Genomic DNA, 17,144 nt, shown 5'->3' on the forward strand with positions numbered 1-17,144 from the left:
CCAAGTAATTTATCGGAGGTTAAAATGAAAAAGAGCAAAAAGATATTTTTTGGTATCATTACAATAATTGTTTTGGTTGCAATCTTTTCTATTATTAGAAAAAAACACGAATTATCTAGCTTTGAAAAACCTACAAGGTATCCCTTAGTAGTTGATGCTTCCTATATCCACAAAGGAGAGCTCAAATCTTTTCAAAAGTTCTTGGGTGAATTTAGACCCGAAAACGACGCGCTTGTAAATGCAAAATTCAATTCTACAGTAATTTATATAGCAAACGAAGGAACAAAAGTAAAAAAAGGGGACATAATTTTTAAACTTGATTCAAAAGATATTGAGTCTAATATTTCTGCGCTGTCATTTTCTCAAAAAGCACTGCAAAATCAGCTTGAAAGTGCTAAAACACAAATAGAAGCTTCTGCAACTCAATACATTAACTCAAAGAAAAATTATGAACGATACAAAGATTTGTACAGCAAAAATGTCATATCAAAAGTTCAACTCGAAGACATGGAAAATTCTTATAAACAAGCTTTAGCAAATAGACAAGCTGCTTTAAGCAAGGCTAGCGAGTTAGCAAATAACATCAAATCAATATCGGCTCAAATAGACAGCCTCAATGATAATTTAAGTTATTGTGAGTTTAAGGCTCCATTTGACGGTATTGTTGCAAATAAGTTTCTTAATGTAGGCGATACTGCTATTGTTGGAAAACCCATTATTGAATTAGTAGGTTCTGGTAGATATTTGATTTATGTCACTACACCAATTGATGTAGCATTGAAATTGAAAAGAGATGATATAGAAACTGCATACTATAATGATAAACCAATGAATGCTAAAGTAGAAGATATTTTACAATCATCCCAAAATAACCTAGCAACAGTGAAACTATCTGTTTCTAAAAACCCCTTTAACCTACCAGCTCATACATATTTAGATGTGTATATTTACGATGGGAAATGCAAAGGCTTTATAGTTAGCGCTAATTCAATTGTCAAAAAAATCGATGGCATATATGTTATTGGTATTAAAAACTCAAAAGCACAATTGGTTCCAGTTGTACTTAAAGTAAAAACTCCAACCCAAGCGTGCGTTGAAGGAAAACTAGAAAACATTAAAAAGACAGTGGCGGGAGATGAATCTTTGCTACAGAGAATTTATGAAGGTCAAGAGTTAGTAGAGGATAGAGGGGGCAATTAATGTTGAAATGGTATATTTCAAAGCCTCATATTATATTTTCCGTGCTAATTGCTTTTGTTGTGCTTGGAGTAGTAGGGTTTTATGTAATTCCAAGAGATCTTTTTCCTCCATCTGATAGACCACAGGTGGCAGTTGTCGTTCAAGAGCCTGGCGCTACAGCAAAATATGTAGCAGATCATACAGCATCTGTAATAGAAAGAGAGCTATACACTATAAGCGGCATAAGAAGGGTATATTCTACCTCCAATGATGGATTTTGTACGGTAACAGCAGAATTTCACTACTCTAAATCTATTATAGAAGCCAAAACAGATGTAGCAAACTCATTGAGCAAGATCCAAAATTTATTGCCAAGCAATATTATGCCTCCACAAATCTATGAAATAACTTCCTATACTCCACCCGTTATGGTTCTTAGTATAAGTCCCAAGAAAAACTCGCATTTATCTGTAGCAGATGTTGGATACATTGCTCAAAACCAAATAAAAGATGAGATACTGAGAACAAATGCTGTCGCTAATGTAGATGTTTTTGGCGGCTTTGAGAAAGAAGTACAAATCCAGATTGATAATAATAAACTAAGCTCTTACAATTTATCACCACAAGATGTCATTAGTGCCGTTCAAAAATCAAACAACGATATGCCACTTGGTTTATTGATTAATAAAAATATGCAAAACACATTCATTTTAAAAACTGAAGCAAAAAGCTTAGATGAGTTAAAAAATATTCATATTACAAAAGATGTAAAATTAAGCGATGTTGCAAATATAAAATTTGGCATTAAACCGCCAAATGCTCTTTATCAGGGAAATGGCCATCAAGCAATAGCACTTGGCATTCAAAGACCCTACGGTGGCGCCGTTCTTAGTACTATATCTGGTGTAGAAAAAATATTACCAAAACTTAGGGCTCAATTTCCGCAGTTAAATATAGAAGTGGCAGATAGCCAAAAAGAACTAGTTACATTAAGCAATGAAAATATGCTTGCTGCCCTTAGGGACGCTATAATTTTCACATCATTGGTTATTTTTCTATTTTTAGCCGACTTGCGAATGACAATCATTTCTGCGTTGTCTATTCCATTTGTTTATTTGGCTACCATTGCTTTGATGTGGATTTTTGGTATAGGTTTTAATATCGTAACATTAACAGCGATTATTTTAGCACTTGGTATGCTTGTTGATGATGCCATTGTAATTTTAGAAAACATAGAACGGCATTTTTTTGAGTTAAAAAAGCCACCAATGCAAGCAGCTATTGACGGCACGAAAGAGGTTATGCTTGTTGTTTTAGGCGGTACTATTGCCACAAGTGCTGTAATTTTTCCTATGATGTTCGTTGGTGGCTACCCAGAAAAAATTTTTAGGCCACTTGCCAGCACGCTTTTAATTGCAATATTAGTTTCATATTTCGTATCGGTTACGCTAATACCCATTTTAAGCATAAGGTTCCTTAAAGGCAAGGAAAAAGAAGTAAAATCAAAATGGGAATCAAAAATCAATCAATATATGGTATCCTGGCTTAACCCTCTTAAAAATATCTATATTGAGTGGATAAAAGATTTAATACACAAAAAGAAAATAAGGCTCCCTGTAAATATTGCTTTAATAGTTTTGCTTATTATCAGCATAAGGATTATACCGTTTACTGGAAGGGATTTAATGCCCCCAATGGATACGGGTATAGCAAAGGCAAACATTACCTTTAATAGCGATACTTCTATTTGGCAAGTAAACAACGAACTGAAAAAGATAGAGCACTATATATATTCTTTAGGTCATGTCAAAAGCATTTCAACGGCAATTGGAACACAACCTGGCGTTTTTACAGTTAGCGCAGGTACTCCACAAATGGCTAATATTACGGTAAATTTTGTAAATAGGTTTGACAGAAAAGAATCTCTCTGGCAGCTTGAAGACAAAATCCGAAGCTATATCCATACTCTACCAAATGTTAAATATGTTGATGTGTTTGATTATGGTGCAACTGCACTTTCTTCAATAAAAGCAAATCTTGATACAACGCTTTATTCGGATAACATTGAATCACTCAATAAAGCAGGAAATGGAATTTTAAATATTTTAAACAATACAAAAGGTGTCAAATCCGCTTCTAAAAGCTGGGATATGGATAAAATTGAGTACGAGTTTAAAATAGATAAAGAAAAGACTGCTTTTTATGATACAACGCCTTACGATGTTGCGATGCAAGTTAGTGCTGGTCTTCAAGGGCAAGTTGCTTCCATATTCACTGTGCCAAACGAAACAGGGTTCTTAATTAGAGTCATTTTACCATCTCAGCAAAGAAATTATATTGAACAATTCAAAAGTTATCTGATAAAAACACCTAAAGGGTTTGTTTCTTTGGAAGCTTTAGGTAACTTTTCACAAAAAGCTGAACCTACAGTTATTACACGCGAAGCTTTAGATTATACACAAGATATTTACGGATATCGAAGCACGCATGCTGTATCCCACATAATGGATAACTTTAATAAAGAGTTTCAATCCTACCTACATACACACAAAAACTTTATTTTACCAAATGTAAAATCAGAGCAAACCGGTGACATACAAACTATGGCTGACTCTATGTCAAAAATGGCAAAAGCCATATTAATTGGTTTGGTGTTGTTATACTTAGTGCTTGTTGCTGTATTTAGGTCGTGGACCGATCCTTTAGCAATTATGGTAGCCATACCATTATCTATAATAGGTGGTTCGTGGTCACTGTTGATATCTGACAAACATATGTGCTTGCCAGCGATTATGGGTTTTGTTTTGTTGGCTGGAATTATCGTTAAAAACTCAATTTTGATTATAGAATTTATAAAAACATACAGAGAAAAGGGCTATACAAAAGAAGAAGCTATTTTAGAAAGTGTCAATATTAGAACTAGGCCAATTATGATGACTGCATTTGGTACAGCTGTTGGCATGATACCAATTGCTCTGCAGTGGGCTATAGGATTGGAAAGGCTATCTCCCCTTGCAACAGTTGCAATAGGCGGTTTAATTGTAGGAACATTTTTAAGCTTAGTGTATGTGCCATTTTTTTACTATATTATAACAAAAGACTAATTTCAAGTTGATTTGTTATATTGATAATTTACGTATAAAGTATATAATCTAATTATGAAATTATTTTATGTAGTATTGCTGTGTGCGTTTTTTTTACTTAGTTGCACCAAATCCAACAAAAATGAAAAAATCATTAATTTAAGTAATACTACAATATTAAATGAGCAAGTAGATTTACATCATGTAAAAACTTTTAAAGTTGCAATTTCCGCTATGATGTCTCCCGTGCAAAATTATGATGTTTATAAGCCTTTTTTAAAATACCTACAAGATGCATTAAGTATGCAAGTCAAGCTAACCCAAAGGAAAACTTATTTGGAAGTAAATGATTTAATAAAAGATAATAAAGTGGATTTAGCATTCATTTGCACAGGAGCCTATGTATATGGTGACTTAAAAAATAAAGCAAATGCAATTGCTATACCTGTTGTAAATAATAAAATTACATACAAGGCATACATTATCGTCAATAAACAATCAAATATAAATAGCATTTGGGATTTAAAAGGCAAATCATTTGCTTTTATGGATCCATTATCCAATACTGGTTATTTCTTCCCAATGGATCTATTTAAACAGTATGGAATAAACCCAAAAACATTTTTTAAAAGCACCAGTTTTACTTATTCTCACACTTTTTCTATCGAAGCAGTAGCCAATAATATTGTTTCTGCTGCATCCGTAGATGGTATAGTTTACAATTATGCAATTAAACATTCTTCTAAATTAAGAAAAAATACGAAAATTTTGATTGAGTCACCAACTTTTGCTATGCCTCCAGTCGTTGTTCCAAAGCAAATGGATGAAAAAATGCAAAAAAAAATCCAAGATATTTTGCTAAGTATGGATAAAAATTCTAAAGGTAGAAAAATATTAAAAGAAATCGGTGTAGATAAATTTATTCTTCCGCCAAAAAATTTTTATGATAGCATTTACTATTTTCAATGATTAATAAAACAACATTGCAAGAAACGCTTTTAAAAATATACAATGTGCCATTTTACATTAAAATAGTGGGCCTTATTGTATTTACATCTTTTTTTATCGGGATATTAACAATTGTGGCAGTTGAAAAAACATTCTATAACTTTAATTCTAATCAGTTAAACGAACTAAGTGTGTCTATAGCAAAAGAACTTTCGTTTCAATCTGTTAATTACATTTTAGATAATGATATTTTTGGCCTAACAAAAATATTAGATGATTCTAAAAAAAGCAACCCAGATGTACTTTATGCATTTGTTGAAAGTCCAGATAATCAAATTTTTGCCTCTACATTTCATAATGTTTTTCCTAAAGAGTTATTGGATGTAAATAATTCTGATTTTAAAACATCTTCTGTTAAGCGAATAAAAACGAATTTGGGTTCAGTTATTGATGTAAAAGAGCCCATTTTAAATGGGGCATTAGGCGTCCTGAGAGTAGGTATCTCAAAAAAACATTCAGAAAATGTGGTTAACAGTCTAATAATGTACATATTGTTAATAATATTTTTGGGTATTTTTGTAAGCGTCGTTTTTGCAAGTATTATAACTTATTTAATTATGCAACCAATCTTTTTGTTAAAAAAAGCCACAAAAGAAATTTCTAATGGCAATTACAAAATCAAAGTCTATTCCTCAAGGCTATATGATGATTTGGGTGGTCTTATTGAATCTTTTAATTTAATGATTGATAAATTAAATTTTCTAGAAAAAGAAAGAGAAAAAAAGGAGCAATTACTTAAAGAGTTTGTCAACAAAGTTATTGATGCACAAGAAGAAGAAAGAAAAAGAATTTCACGGGAATTGCACGATGAACTGGGGCAATTTTTTGCATATTTAAAGATGAGAATAAAAACGGTTGAAGAATCAAATTCACTTAATGAAACAAAAAAAATATTTTCAGAGCTTAAAGAAAACCTTTTAAAAGAAGTTAACTTGATACACGATATGGCAAAAAATTTAAGACCAAGCATTTTAGATGAGATGGGTTTGTCTAAGGCTATAGAATTTTACTTAAATGATTTTGTTGCTGCAAATAATATCAATTATAGTTTTAATACATTTAATATTGAGCAAAGAAGATTTGATTCACACATAGAAACAAGCATTTATAGAGTTGTTCAAGAAGCTGTATTAAACGTAGTCAAACACTCAAGAGCAAAATTTCTAAAAGTTTTTTTAGAATGGAACAATGGAATATTAAGAGGTATAATTGAAGATGACGGGATTGGAATTGAAGAAAATCAAAAAAATAACTCAGGTTTTGGCATATACAGTATGAAAGAGCGAATAACGCTTTTAGGTGGGAATTTGGAAATAAATTCAGATAAAGAAAATGGCACTATTATAATTTTTAGCGTGCCAACTTAACATAGCTTATGAAAGATGTTTTTACAATATTAATTGTTGATGATCATAATATTGTTGTCTCAGGCTTAAGAATGCTTATAGAAATCCACAAAATGTTTAAAGTAGTTGCAGATGCAAACAATGCAACCGATGCCATTGATTTAACTCAAAAATTTAAACCCGACATAATAATACTTGATATTAGTTTACCGGGCATTAGTGGATTAGATATTATAAGTAGACTAAAGCAAATATCAAATGAATCAAAGATCTTAATTCTAACTATGCACGAGAATCAGATTTATATACAAAAAGCACTTGAAGAAGGCGCATCTGGGTACATCTTAAAACACGCAGCAGATGAAGACCTTATCTATGCTTTAAAAACAATTATAAAAGGCGAAATTTACATACAGCCACACTTAGTTGGCAAAATCTATATAAAGAAAAAACAATCCTATAAAACTCGTGATGAAATAATTTGGGAGACGCTCAGTGAAAGAGAAAAAGAAGTAGCAATATTGGTAGCAAAAGGTTTTACAAATAAAGAAATTGGAGAAAAACTTTTTTTATCAGAAAAAACTGTTGCTACATACAGAATGAGAGCCCTTGCAAAGCTTGAAATGGACAAAACAAAATTGCTAAATTTAATAATTAAATTAAACTTGCTCGAAATGTAAGAAAAAATCTTACAATTGAAATGTATTTTGCCTCATAAGTAGTCTAAAACAATAATAAGATTTCAATAAATAGACGATTTATAAATTATTTTTTTAGTTTATATTAAACTAGAATTTATTATTAAAGGAGGACCTATGAGAAAGCGCACAACCAATGAAAATCTTGACACTGACGAAAAACCCACAAGCGCAAGAAGGACATTGCTTAAAACACTTGGTCTTGGGGTAAGCGGAACACTTATTTTTTCTTTATTTACTAAAAACGCACAAGCGCAAGATCAGGCACCGCAAAAAACTGCTAGCAACGGGCATACTAATGATATTAATATTGATTCAAGCGATCAAATTACTGGGCCATTGCAAAATCACAGGTGGATGGGTTGGGAAAATCCTGTATTTGATGCCAATGATGGCTGGAATGACTGGAAGACGATTTTGAACCCAAATAATTTGCCTATATGGCATGATAGCTTTTCCGAAATACCAAAGACACATCCAAAACACAAATGGGGCATGGTTATGGATAATAGAAAATGCGTAGGTTGTCAAGCCTGCGTAGTTGCCTGCAAAAGTGAAAATAATGTGCCTTTAGGTGTTTTTAGAACGATTGTTGATGTTATGGAAGTAGGCTCTATTAAACCTGCCCAAAATGGTATGATTGTAACAGAAGAGGGTTCGTATGAGCCAAATGTGAAAAAATTCATGCTGCCTAGAATTTGCAACCACTGCGATGAGCCTCCTTGCGTTCAAGTGTGCCCTGTAAAGGCTACTTTCAAAAGGCAAGACGGCATTGTATTAATTGACTATGAGGTTTGTATTGGATGTGGTACATGTGTCCAAGCATGCCCCTACGATATGCGATTTTTAAATCCTATTCAAATGACAGCAGATAAGTGCACATTTTGCGTCCATAGGGTTGATGCTGGCCTTGAACCTGCCTGCGTAACATCGTGTGTTGGTAGAGCAAGAGTTTTTGGGGATCTAAATGATCCAAACAGCGAAGTGTCTCAATTAATTGCGCAGTTTCCTACAGGCAGATTAATGATTTCTCAAGGAACGGATCCTCAAGTATTTTATATTAATTTAAATGGAAACCTTGAAGGAACAACATCAATAGATAAGGTGTTTATGGAGTTTACATATACAATTGGTTTTAACACAACAGACTACAAGCAATTGGGTGGAGAAGTCGAACTGCCAACAATAGAAGAAAAGAAAAATCCATTTAAACAATTTGCAGTATAAGGAGGAGGAAATATGTTAGAAGGTCAGTTTTTAGAGACACCTATATGGGGTTTACCTATTGTAATATACCCATTTTTATCTGGACTTATGGCTGGAGCTTTTGTTATTGATTCGCTATCGCATTTATTTGGGTTTAAAAAATTTGACCCTGTAGCTAAATTAGCAGCCACAGTTAGCTTTGCGATGGTGTTATTAGCTGCCTTTGCACCATTAGTTGATACATTGCAACCCTCAAGAGCAGTTTGGGAGTTGTATGTAAGAGACCATTTTCCATACTCACCACTTGGAGTTTTTATAGTCATATGGACACTTTATGTAATTTTGATGTTGTTTGAGATGTATTTTGACTATAGAGTTGATAATGTAGAACGATCTAAACAAGGTGGCTTAAGAGGCGCAATTTCAAAATTTTTAACATTTGGAAGACCAGAAGTTTCTCAAGAGAGTATAAAAAAAGATAAGAAAGCGCTTTTCATAATTTCAGCAATTGGCGTACCATTAGCATTTGCATTTCACGGATACATAGGGTTTGTGTTTGGGGCTATAAAAGCTAGAGCTTTGTGGACTAGTTCTGTAATGATGTTAATGTTTATTACATCCGCTATAGTTTCTGGTGCTGCAACTGTAATATTTTTTTATATAATAGGCTACAGCTTTTACTCAAAGAAAAATAAAGTAAATTTAGAAACCCTAAACGCATTGGGTATATTCACCATTTTTGCAATTTTACTAGATTTGTTTTTAGATGTTGTAGAAAAACTGTATTCTGTTAGGGCGTATACAGGGGCAGAAGAGTTTCATGGATGGGAACTAGTGTATAACTGGGGTGGAGCATTATCTGTTAATTACCATATTTATCAAATTTTAATAGGGCTTATTGTGCCTTTAGTGTTTTTACTATTCAAAAAAGTTAGACAATCAAAGTTTTTAATGCTTATTATTGCTATCTTAATAAATTTTGGCGTTTGGGAAATGAGGTATGATACTGTTATAGGCGGGCAGTTGCTGCCAAAAATATCACAAGGCACAGTAATATTTCATGCACCATGGCTAGGCTTTGATGGAATACTAAGCGGTATTGGACTGTTTTGTTTAGGATTAGTATTATTCTTTGTCCTATCATGGCTATTTGGCTGGGAAGACAACCCTAAATCTCAATCATTAGATAGCAATGAAAATAAATAGGAGGAAAATTTTATGGATAGAAGAGATTTCTTAAAATATTCAACATTCGGTGTATGTCTAGCTGGTGTTGGAGTAGGAATAAGCCAACAAAGACCAGGAAGATACATACATTATGATGGAAAGTATATTTATCCAGGCAGAATAGAAACATGGCCAGGTGTAGATGTAAAATTTTCTACCTGCAAACAATGTCATAGTGATTGTGCACTAATGGCAAGAGTTTATAAAAATACAATAATTAAACTTGATGGAAATCCATACGATATTCAAACCACTCAACCACCAATTCCTTATGCAACACCGCAGAACAAAGCCATAACATATGTAGGAACAACTTTTGATACATCAAAAAAACCACATGTTAATGGTTCTCATTCGCTCTGTCCAAGAGGTCAAGCAGGCAGACAAACGGTGTATGACCCATATAGAATATACAAACCATTAAAAAGAGTTGGCCCTAGAGGCTCAAAAAAATTCACAACCATATCCTACGAACAATTAATTAATGAAGTAGTAAATGGTGGGTATCTATTTAAAGATGTTCCCGGAGAAGAAAACAGATTTGTAGAAGGTTTTAAACATTTGTGGAATAACGGCCAAAACAGATTCGTCCCTGCAAATGAAGAATATCCTGATTTTGGGCCCAAAACGAATCAATTCGTAGCTTACTGGGGTCGAGCAGAAGGTGGACAAAACAATCTTATAATAAGATTTGCAAGCGCTTTAGGCTCTGTTAATGCTCTACCGCATGTTTCTGTATGCGAGTTAACTCACCATGTTGCTACAAATGCAACCTATCCTGGTACCAATATGCTAAAACCAGATCAACCAAACGCTGAAATTGTTTTAGTATTTGGCTCTAATTATTATGAAGCAAATTTTCCTATGCAAACATTAGCTCGACGCTCCGCAGAAGCTACATCAAGCGGTAAAAAGGTCGTATTTATAGACCCAAGAGGCGGTAATCAAATCGCTCACGCAGATTTTGTGCCAATAAAGCCTGGCGGAGATGGAGCATTTGCTATAGGTATGATCAGGTGGATTATTGAAAATAAACGCTATAATGAAAAATATTTAGAGATTCCGAATTTCGAAGATGCTATAAAACAAAATGAACCAAATTATTCTAACGCAAGTTATTTAATTGTAGCTGATAAAAATCACCCAGATTATGGTCTATTTTTGAAATCACCTAACAAAAAAACAATTATAGATGAAAAAACAAAAAAACCTAAAGTAATAGAAGAATTAATGGTGATTGATAAAAATTTAAAAAAACCTACAGAAGCTACTTCAACAAGTCAAGCAGAACTTTGGCCAAACGGATTTTTATCATTGGATACCGTAGTTGTAAATGGTGTAGAGTGCCTTACAGCAATGCAGTATCTGTGGAAAGAAGCACAAAATCACACGTATGAATGGTATGAAAAAGAATCAGGTATATCAAAACTAAAAATAATTGAATTGGCAAGAGAGTTTACTTCTCACGGCAGAAAAGCCGTCGCTGATCTCTATAGAGGCCCAGCGATGCATGCTAATGGCTATTATAATGCTAGGGCAGTATTATTACTAAATGCGTTTGTGGGTAATATAGATTGGAAAGGTGGTTATATAAACGGTGGAGGAGCAGCAGAAACTTTAGATGGGGTATACAATTTAAAGAAATGGCCTGATTTCGTTCCGCCAAGCGGTGTTAGAATTTCCAGAGAGCGCAGTTTTTATGAGGAAACAACTGAATACAAGAATCGACTTAAACAAGGTAACCCATTTCCTGCAAAAAGACCGTGGTTTCCTTTCGGTTTTGGAATTTGGCAGGAAATCTGGGCGGGTACTTATTTTCAATATCCATACCCAGTAAAAATTTTGTTTCAACATATGGCTAACCCAGCCTGGTCTCAACCCGGTATGGGGGGAGCAGATGATGATTCATTGATGTGGGTTAGAATGATTAAAGATTTAAATAAAGTACCATTGTTTATTTCAACAGATATTGTAATAGCAGAAAGTTCTGCCTATGCAGATTACATTATACCTGATGCAACTTACTTAGAGGGCTGGGGAACACTTGGCGGATACCCTACATACCCCACTTCTAGAATTTCTACAAGGCAACCCATTATTGAGCCAGTAACTGCAAAAATCAAAGACGGAATACATATAACAATGGAACAGTTTCTAATTGATGTTGCAAAAAAACTTGGGCTACCGGGATTTGGGAAAAATGCATTTTTAGAAGGTGGAAATTTAAATGTTAGGGAAGACTACTATTTAAAAATGATTGCAAATATCGCTTACGATGATAAACACTTACTTAAAAAAGAAGGCGATAAATTTATAAAACAAGGGCCTGTACCAGATGCTGATGATTATGAAATGAAAACAGTTGCAGAATACATAAAGAAATATCCAAATGCTTTAAAACCAGACGAATGGAAAAAGGTAGCTTATGTAATTGCAAGAGGAGGAAGATTTGAAGACCAAGATGTAGCTTATTTACCATTTGGTCAACCAGAATGGGTCACACATAGGTGGGGTGAAAAGAAAAACGCGGTTCAAATATATAACGAGGTTGTTGCTAAAACACATAACGCTATTACAGGTGAAAAATTTGATGGTGGTGTCCGATTAGAGCCTCCCAAAAACATGAAAGGACAACCTCTAAGTAAAATCTATGCGATGAAAGATTACCCATTTATGCTTTCAACTTACAAAGTACCTATTCACTCAAAATCTAGAACTATATCGGACCCGTGGTTGTTAGAACTGCTGCCAGGTAATTTTTTAGAAATTAGCGAAGTTGATGCTAAAAAATTAAACCTCAAAGATGGTGATACAGTTAGGTTAAGCTCACCTGCTTATCCAAAAGGCATTATTACTAGAATAAGGATACGTTTTGCTCTAAGACCTGGTGTTGTAACATATTCTCAAGCTTTTGGGAGATGGTCTTATGGCTCTGGTACATGGTATATAAATGGCAAAAAATATGAAGGCGACCCAGCCAGAAATGTTGGAATACACCCAAATCACTTAATGCTTTTAGATGAATCTATTGCGGATAAAGATGGTTGGACAACAGTTTTAGAAAGCGATGTAGCAGGTGGTATGGCTTACTATAACACACCAGTAAAAATTGAAAAGGTATCTTAATATGAGCAACAATCCGCAAACTCAAAATCTACAGAGAAGGTTTTTATACAACCTTCTCTCTGATATATTTATTCTAAAGCCTGAAAAGGAATTTTTAGATAAAATTCATCAAAAAGATATATATACATTCTTAAAGAGTTTTTTAGATAATCATCAAGATATTAAAGAGCTAGAAAACTATATCACTTCTTTGATGAAAAACGATAATAGATTAATTGAGCTGGGTTTAGTTTATGAAAATACTTTTGTCATTCCAGTTGCAATGTATTACATACCGCCATACATGAGTGCCTTTATAAATTATGCAAATTTACGCTCAAATAACTCTTTTTATACAATAAGCGAAGAGTTGAATTCACTTTATGGCCTATATGGCTTGCATTTTGATTATAGAAGCGACCATTTATCAGTTATATTTTCGTTTATGAGTTATTTGATAAATATGGATTTGTCGGAAAATATATCTACTATTGAAGAGCAATATAAATTCTTCAAAAAATATATTGTCAACTGGGTAGAAATTTTTTTTAATGAAGTATTGCAAAGATGCGATAATAAGTTTTATAAGATGTTTTCAAATATCGGTAAGAATTTTATAGCCCTAGAAAGTAACCTAATGAAAGAGGTTTAATCGTGAAACTTTTTATGTTTGTTTCTGTATTGTTAATTTTAAATTACAATAACCTACACGCAAGCCAAAACTCTTATAAAAGCAAAGCAGAAATAAATAAAAAAGTACAAAAAAAAGATAATTCCACAAATTCAAAACCAAATAACATAAAACATAAAATTTTAGGTCCTCCAGCAAATACGGAGTTTTTAGGTTGTTAAATCAAAATCACATGTTGTTTCTTTGTCCAATTATCTTTGTGCAGGTTTATAAACCTTAGAATGTTCTATCTATCAATAAAGTAAATTTAAAATTGGTCGGGGCGAGAGGATTTGAACCTCCGACCACTTGAACCCCATTCAAGTGCGCTACCAAGCTGCGCCACGCCCCGTGTTTGCCTTAAATCCCTTTTGTCTTAAGTCTTTAAAAACATCTTTTGTGCACAAAAAACTCACTTCATAACTTTTATTACTTATTTCTTTTTGTTTGTCAACTAAAATATCAAAGCCTAAGTTCTTCCACGCAGCTAAAAACCTATCTTTATCAGACTCGTTCATCCTGCCTAAATCTGCATAGTATATGCCATTAACAACTCTTGTGCCAACTACATTGTATCCTTTTGACTTTAATACATTTTCAAAATTTAAAAACTTAGATTTCTCTAAACCTCCTACAAAAACCACATAATAATAGTGCGAATTTTCGCTTTGCTCTTTTATTGTGTAAGGTATGCGTTTTTGGTTTAATATTGATTTTAGATAATTTAGGTTGTTGCTGTTGCAAAAAACAGTACAACTTTTTTTGATGGGCTGCGCAGTTGAGACTGGCTTAGGGTTTGAGACAATCTGCCTTAAGTTTTGGTTTGCATTTTGTTTGATTTTAGGCGCAGGCGCTATAACCTCTGACTTTTCTTGAGCGATAGGCTCATTTGTATGGGTTTGCAAATTGGAAACTGTTGCATTCGAAGCAGCATTTTGTAATTTAACTGTGATATTAAATGTATTATTGTTTTTAGTTGTCTTTTCCACTTTCTTTTTAGTAATCTTTGTTTGTGCCTTAATACTTAAATTTGACGTCTGAATTTTGGCTTGTCTATTGGCAAAATAAAACCCTGCTGCAATTGCTAAAAAGATAGCCAAAACAAAAGCTAAAGAAGCAATTAGAAATTTTGCAATATGCAATTTTGACTTTTTTGGAATATCAATTTTATTAGGTATATTGTTTTTCAAAAGATTAATATTAAGCATAAGTTACTTAAAAATCATCTGCAAACTTGGTGTTTTTGATAAATCCAACAACCTTTCGATATTACTTAATCCAAAAAGTTTAGAAACTGACATATTATCGTCACTTAGATCAACAAATTTTAAGCTTTTAATCCCGGTATAATCTTTAAGGTAAGCTTTAGCAGCATCAAAACCCCCAATCGAATCTATTAAATGGTAATTTAGTGCCATTTGCCCAGTAAATACCCTTCCATCAGCTAAGGGTTTTAGCTGTTTTATACTGATATGCCTTGATGTTGATACAGATTGTAAAAATTGATTATATACGCTTTCTACAACGCTAAAAAGCATTTCTTTGTCCGCTTTAGTAGGTTTTCTTAAAGGATTTCCTGCATCTTTTACTTTGCCACTTTTTACAACAAACTCTTCAATACCGATTTTATTTGCCAGTTTGTAAACATTAATCCCCTCAAATATAACACCAATGCTACCAGTTAAAGAAGCTGGATATGTCACAATTTTTCTAGCTCCCAGTGATGCAAAATAAGCACCGCTTGCACCAACGCTTTCAATTAGGGCAACAACGGGCTTTTTTTGATCTATTTTCTTTACTAAATAGTAAATTTTTTCGCTTTGAGTTGCATCACCACCAGGTGAGTCTATTTTTAACAAAATAGCTTTGTAGGTGGGGTCTTTTTGTGCTTCATTTAGCTGCTCACATATAGTTTTCGCAGTATTTGGCGTGATAATACCATAAATATTGACAACTGCAATTTTTGCAGGGCTAAAAATATTGTAAAAAAAATTTATAGCAAAAACTACAACAAAAACTACTACAAAAGCTTTTATTATCTTTTTCATAAATTAATTTACATCAATCTTGAAATCATTTTTCTCTTTTGTATTTCTAGTCTGATTATTTTTATTTTAACTTTTTCATCTTTGTTCACACTAATGTTATTCAGCTCACTCCTTGGAACAAGACTTTCTACGCCTTTTTCAATTTTTACAAAAACACCAAAATCTTTTATGCCTGTAACGACGCCCTCTACTATATCGCCAGCTTTATATTTGCCCTCAATTAAGCTCCATGGGTCTGGCTCAAGTTGTCTTAAAGATAAAGCTATTTTTTTCTTATCTAAATTTATGTCAATAATTTTTACTTCAATCTTTTCGTTAATACTTAAAGTCGGTCTTTCTTCTGGTGACCAAGAAAGCTCGTTAGTATGAATTAGACCTTCAATGCCTTCGTCTAGTTTTACAAAAACACCAAAATCTTTTATGCCTGTAACGACGCCCTCTACGATATCGCCCACACGAAATTTTTCTTCAACACTAGACCAGGGTTCTGCATCAAGCCTCTTAATACTCAGCGCTATTTTTTTCTTTAGAGTATCAACCATTAAAACTTTTGATCTTATAGATTGACCAACGCTTAACTCTTCTTTGGCCTCTTTTGGAAATTTTATCCAGCTAATCTCAGAATTATGTATCAAACCCTCTACACCATCTGATAGTTCAATAAAAATGCCATAGTCAACGATATTTGAAATTTTGCCTTCAACAACATCACCTTCTTTAATTTTTATCTCTTCCCATGGGTCAGCAGATAAATGCTTAATGCTTAAAAACACCCTTTTTTTATCATCCTTATCTTCAATACGCATAACTTTAGCTTTAATCTCGTCTTGGGGTTTTAAAACATCCTGAGGTTTTAAAATTTTTTTCCACGAGATATCAGTAATATGCACAAACCCATCAATCCCGCCAAGATCAACAAAAACACCATAATCAACGATATTTTTTACTTTGCCTTCAACTATATCTCCAACCTTAATTTTATCAATTAAATCAGTTCTTTGTTTGTTAGCAATCTCTTCTAATAATTGTTTTCTTGATAAAATAGCGTTCTTTTTTTGCTCATCTACGCTTATAACTTTAAATTCGTACTCTTTGCCAATATAGTAGTCAAAATTTCTTCTTTTTGATAAATCTACCAAAGAGCCAGGCAAAAAAGCTACAAAACCATCAACATCAACCAAAAAGCCACCTTTTATGGAAGCTTTTATAGTGCCTTTAACGGCTTTTTCTTCTTTGAAGGCTTGAGTAATTGTGTTAAAACCTATAAGCCTATCTGCCTTTAATTTTGATAGCATTTGAAAACCATTTGCGTCTTGTCTTCCCAAAAACATTACTTTTATTTTATCGCCAATATTGCACGGACTTTTAAATTCGTTTAATGGCACAATTCCTTCGGATTTATATCCTATATCTACAAACACATAATCATCTTTTATGTTTATAATAATGCCTTCGATAATCTCACCTTCTTTAAAGTCCTTAAAAGTATTTTCGTAATTCAACATATATTCCTTATCCATACAACCTCCCCTACCTTGATTGATTTATTTATTATAACTTATATAAAAAGCTTG

13 protein-coding genes and 1 tRNA gene are annotated in these 17,144 nt (G+C 33.1%); 10 read left to right on the forward strand and 4 right to left on the reverse strand.

The features are described from left to right. The first annotated feature begins 24 nt into the window (after positions 1 to 24). The 10 genes from DESAMIL20_RS06665 (at position 25) to DESAMIL20_RS06710 (ending at position 13,704) form a co-directional block, all read left to right on the forward strand. Complete coding sequence (locus DESAMIL20_RS06665; protein ID WP_086034027.1) at positions 25 to 1,200, forward strand: efflux RND transporter periplasmic adaptor subunit; 1,176 nt, start codon at positions 25 to 27, stop codon at positions 1,198 to 1,200. Beyond that, positions 1,200 to 4,283 (forward strand): efflux RND transporter permease subunit, encoded by a 3,084-nt coding sequence (locus tag DESAMIL20_RS06670; protein WP_086034028.1) that lies wholly within the window; start codon positions 1,200 to 1,202, stop codon positions 4,281 to 4,283. The genes DESAMIL20_RS06665 and DESAMIL20_RS06670 overlap by 1 nt, the downstream gene beginning before the upstream one ends. Before the next feature lie 54 nt (positions 4,284 to 4,337). Further along, a complete protein-coding gene (locus tag DESAMIL20_RS06675; protein ID WP_086034029.1) occupies positions 4,338 to 5,231 on the forward strand; it encodes a substrate-binding domain-containing protein in 894 nt (297 codons plus the stop codon). Next, positions 5,228 to 6,637: an ATP-binding protein gene (locus DESAMIL20_RS06680; RefSeq protein WP_086034030.1), complete on the forward strand. Its 1,410-nt coding sequence runs from the start codon at positions 5,228 to 5,230 to the stop codon at positions 6,635 to 6,637. The genes DESAMIL20_RS06675 and DESAMIL20_RS06680 overlap by 4 nt, the downstream gene beginning before the upstream one ends. 8 nt (positions 6,638 to 6,645) lie before the next feature. Next, entirely contained in the window at positions 6,646 to 7,296 is a 651-nt protein-coding gene (locus DESAMIL20_RS06685; RefSeq protein WP_086034031.1) for a response regulator, read from the forward strand. A 135-nt stretch (positions 7,297 to 7,431) separates the two neighbouring features. After that, positions 7,432 to 8,541, forward strand: a complete 1,110-nt coding sequence (locus DESAMIL20_RS06690) for a 4Fe-4S dicluster domain-containing protein (RefSeq protein WP_204218579.1) — start codon at positions 7,432 to 7,434, stop codon at positions 8,539 to 8,541. Positions 8,542 to 8,553: 12 nt separating this feature from the next. Beyond that, positions 8,554 to 9,726, forward strand: a complete 1,173-nt coding sequence (gene nrfD, locus DESAMIL20_RS06695) for an NrfD/PsrC family molybdoenzyme membrane anchor subunit (protein WP_086034032.1) — start codon at positions 8,554 to 8,556, stop codon at positions 9,724 to 9,726. 12 nt (positions 9,727 to 9,738) lie between these two features. Continuing rightward, positions 9,739 to 12,873 (forward strand): molybdopterin-dependent oxidoreductase, encoded by a 3,135-nt coding sequence (locus DESAMIL20_RS06700; protein ID WP_086034033.1) that lies wholly within the window; start codon positions 9,739 to 9,741, stop codon positions 12,871 to 12,873. Position 12,874: 1 nt separating this feature from the next. Next, positions 12,875 to 13,504 carry a TorD/DmsD family molecular chaperone gene (locus DESAMIL20_RS06705; RefSeq protein ID WP_143340259.1) on the forward strand — a complete coding sequence of 210 codons (630 nt, stop codon included), beginning with the start codon at positions 12,875 to 12,877 and terminating at the stop codon, positions 13,502 to 13,504. A gap of 2 nt (positions 13,505 to 13,506) precedes the next feature. Continuing rightward, on the forward strand, positions 13,507 to 13,704 hold the full coding sequence (locus DESAMIL20_RS06710) for a hypothetical protein (RefSeq protein WP_086034035.1): 198 nt from the start codon (positions 13,507 to 13,509) through the stop codon (positions 13,702 to 13,704). A 93-nt stretch (positions 13,705 to 13,797) separates the two neighbouring features. On the opposite strand, the gene DESAMIL20_RS06715 is transcribed toward DESAMIL20_RS06710, so the two are convergent. From DESAMIL20_RS06715 to DESAMIL20_RS06730, 4 genes are all read right to left on the reverse strand, one after another. Next, positions 13,798 to 13,874, reverse strand: a tRNA-Pro gene (locus DESAMIL20_RS06715). After that, positions 13,852 to 14,730, reverse strand: coding sequence for a hypothetical protein (locus DESAMIL20_RS06720; RefSeq protein WP_086034036.1), 879 nt, complete (start codon positions 14,728 to 14,730; stop codon positions 13,852 to 13,854). Before DESAMIL20_RS06720 ends, DESAMIL20_RS06715 begins: the two co-directional genes overlap by 23 nt. Before the next feature lie 3 nt (positions 14,731 to 14,733). Beyond that, complete coding sequence (gene sppA, locus DESAMIL20_RS06725) at positions 14,734 to 15,570, reverse strand: signal peptide peptidase SppA (protein WP_086034037.1); 837 nt, start codon at positions 15,568 to 15,570, stop codon at positions 14,734 to 14,736. An 8-nt stretch (positions 15,571 to 15,578) separates the two neighbouring features. After that, positions 15,579 to 17,090, reverse strand: a complete 1,512-nt coding sequence (locus tag DESAMIL20_RS06730) for a S1 RNA-binding domain-containing protein (protein WP_086034038.1) — start codon at positions 17,088 to 17,090, stop codon at positions 15,579 to 15,581. Between the last annotated feature and the right edge of the window lie 54 nt (positions 17,091 to 17,144).

The sequence above is a fragment of the Desulfurella amilsii genome (assembly GCF_002119425.1).
Classification (GTDB): Bacteria; Campylobacterota_A; Desulfurellia; order Desulfurellales; family Desulfurellaceae; genus Desulfurella; species Desulfurella amilsii.